This window comes from Streptomyces mutomycini (assembly GCF_001700505.1).
GTDB lineage: Bacteria > Actinomycetota > Actinomycetes > Streptomycetales > Streptomycetaceae > Streptomyces > Streptomyces mutomycini.
Map to the genome: position 1 here is coordinate 1 of NZ_MAPV01000329.1, position 3,037 is coordinate 3,037.

At 74.1% G+C, this 3,037-nt stretch carries 1 protein-coding gene; it reads left to right on the forward strand.

From position 1 onward, the window contains the following. Window positions 1-3,037: acyltransferase domain-containing protein (locus BFF76_RS30240; RefSeq protein ID WP_141695709.1), on the forward strand; the 3,037-nt coding region annotated here is incomplete at both ends.

The window sequence follows — 3,037 nt, forward strand, 5'->3', positions numbered from 1 at the left end:
TCAAGATGGTGCTCGCCCTGCAGCACGGCGTGGTCCCGCCCACCCTGAACGTGGACGAGCCCACCCCGCACGTCGACTGGACGGCGGGCGCCGTCGAGTTGGTGACCGAGCCCGTCGCCTGGCCCGAGACGGGCAGGCCGCGGCGTGGAGCGGTGTCCTCGTTCGGTATCAGCGGAACCAATGCCCACGTCATCCTCGAACAGGCCCCCGAGGCCGGGAAGCCGTCCGCGGGCGACGCGCCGGTGGCGGTGCTCACCGGCGTCCCCGCTCCCTGGCCGCTGTCCGCCAAGAACGCCACCGCTCTCCACGACCAGGGCGGCAGGCTGCTCACCTTCCTCGCCGACGCGGGCGACCCGGACACGGACACCGTTGCCGCTGCCCTCGTCCGCACCCGCGCCTCGTTCACCCACCGCGCCGTCGTCTTCGGCGACGAGCGCGCCGCGGCGCTCGCCTCCCTGGCCGACGGTACGGCGGACGCGCCCGGCCTGGTACACAGCACCGCACGGCCCGGCGCCAAGGTCGCGTTCGTCTTCCCCGGCCAGGGCTCCCAGTGGACCGGCATGGCCACCGGACTCCTCACGTCCTCGCCGGTCTTCGCCGAAGCCATGCGCGAGTGCGCCGATGCACTCGCGCCGCACGCCGACTGGCGCTTGCTCGACGTCCTCGGCGACGAACAGGCCCTCGAGCGCGTCGACGTGGTGCAGCCCGTGCTGTGGGCCGTCATGGTCTCCCTCGCCAAGGTCTGGCAGGCCGCGGGCGTCACGCCCGATGTCGTGGTGGGACATTCCCAGGGCGAGATCGCCGCCGCCTGCGCCGCCGGCATCCTCTCCCTCGAGGACGGGGCGCGCTTGGTCGCACTGCGCAGCCGCACCATCGCAGAGGACCTTGCCGGGCAGGGCGGCATGGTCTCCCTGGCCGCCTCCGCGGAGCGCGCCGCCGAAATCCTCGGCGGACGCGACGGCGTGTGGGTGGCCGCCGTCAACGGCCCCGGCGCCACCGTCGTCGCCGGCGCCCCCGAGGTGCTCGCCGAGATCTCCGAGGCCGCCGGGGCCGCCGGCGTCCGTGCCCGCACCATCCCGGTCGACTACGCATCCCACACCCCGCACGTGGAAAGCATCCGTGACCGGCTCCTCCAGGTCGCCGGACCCATCGCGCCCCGCGCCGGCTCCGTACAGATGTACTCGTCGGTGACCGTGCAGCCCCTCGCCGGTGACCGTGCCGACGCGCGGTACTGGTACCGGAACCTGCGCGAGCCGGTGCGCTTCGCCGAGACGGTCACCGCCCTCCTCGGCCGCGGCATCGACACGTTCGTCGAGATCAGCCCGCACCCGGTGATCGCCCCCGCCATCGAGGACCTCGCGGCCGCGGCGGGCCACGCCGACGTGGTCGTCTCGGGTACGCTCCGCCGGGACCAGGACGAGAGCACCGCTCTGACCCGCGCCGCCGCCACCCTGTGGACCCGCGGCGCCGGCATCTCCTGGGACACCTTCCTGGACGGCGCGGCCGCCACCGCTGCCCCGGCCGCCCCGACCGATGGGGCCGGACTGCCGACGTACCCGTTCCAGCGGCGCCGTTTCTGGATGGAGGGCCCCGCCGGCACCGGGGACGCCACGGGCATCGGGCTCGACCCGGTCAGCCACCCGCTGCTCGCCGCTGCCACGATCCCCGCCGGTTCGGACGAGGCCGTCTTCACGGGCAGGATCTCCCTGCCGACGCACCCGTGGCTGGCCGACCACGTCCTCCTGGAGGCCGTGCTCCTTCCCGGCACCGCCTTCCTCGAACTCGCTCTCGCAGCAGGCCGGGAGAGAGGCTGCGGCCGGGTTCAGGAGCTCACCCTGGAGCGCCCCCTCACCTTCACCGCGGACACCGGCGTAACCCTCCAGGTCCAGATCGCCGAGGCCGACGAGTCCGGCGCGCGGACCGCCACGATCCACTCCAGGACCGGCACCGCCGACCAGGAAGAGCCCGCCGAGTGGATCAGGCACGCCACCGCCACCCTGACGGCCGAAGAGGCACGGGACACAGGGGAGTTCGGTGACCTCCAGGGCGCCTGGCCGCCCGCCGGCGCCGCCCCCGTCGAGTTGGGAGACCTCTACGGCGCGCTGTTCGAGCGCGGCTACGAGTACGGCCCCGCTTTCCAGGGCCTGCAGGCCGTCTGGCGCCGCGGCGGCGAGGTGTTCGCCGAAGTGGCCCTGCCCGAAGAGGCGACCGCCGATGACTTCCTCGCCCACCCCGCTCTCCTCGACGCCGCCCTCCACGCCATGGGCCCGGGCGGCCTGTTCGGGGACGAGGGCGCAGTGCGTCTCCCGTTCGCCTGGTCCGGCGTGCAGACCTGGACCGACGGCGCCACCTCGCTGCGCGTCCGGCTGACCGCGGCCGGTGGCGACGGCATACGGCTGCTGGCCACGGATGCCGCGGGCACGCCCGTCGCCTCCGTGGACGAACTCGTGCTGCGCCCGCTCTCCGCCGCCGAGATGCGCGCGGCGGCCCCCGCCCGGTCGCTGTACATCCCCCGCTGGGACGTCTGGCGGCCCGCGCCCGCCGCCGCACCCCCCACCGTCCACTGGCACCCGGGCACCCCGCTCGCCGAGGTCGTCGCCGACGACCCCGAGCTGGTGCTGCTCGACTGCACCGCCCAGGAACTGCCCGGCGGCGACGACGTGCCGGCCGCGGCGCACGCCCTGGCCGGCGTCGTGCTGGCCCGCGTCCAGGAGTGGCTCGCCCCGGAGACACCCACGCGGGCCAGGCTCGCCGTGCTGACCCGCGGTGCCGTCGGCATCGCGTCCGAGGACCTGCCCGACCCCGTGCAGGCCGCTGTACGTGGACTTCTGCGTTCTGTGCAGTCCGAGCATCCTGGGCGGTTTGTGCTGGTGGATTCGGATGGTGGGGCTGTTGGTGTTCCGGTGTCTGTGCTGGCTGCGGCTGTTGCTGAGGGTGAGCCGGAGTTCGCGTTGCGTGGCGGGGATGTGTATGTGCCGAGGCTGGCTTTGGTCGGTGCGGATGCTGCTGCTGTTTCTGGTGGTGGTGTGTCGTGGTC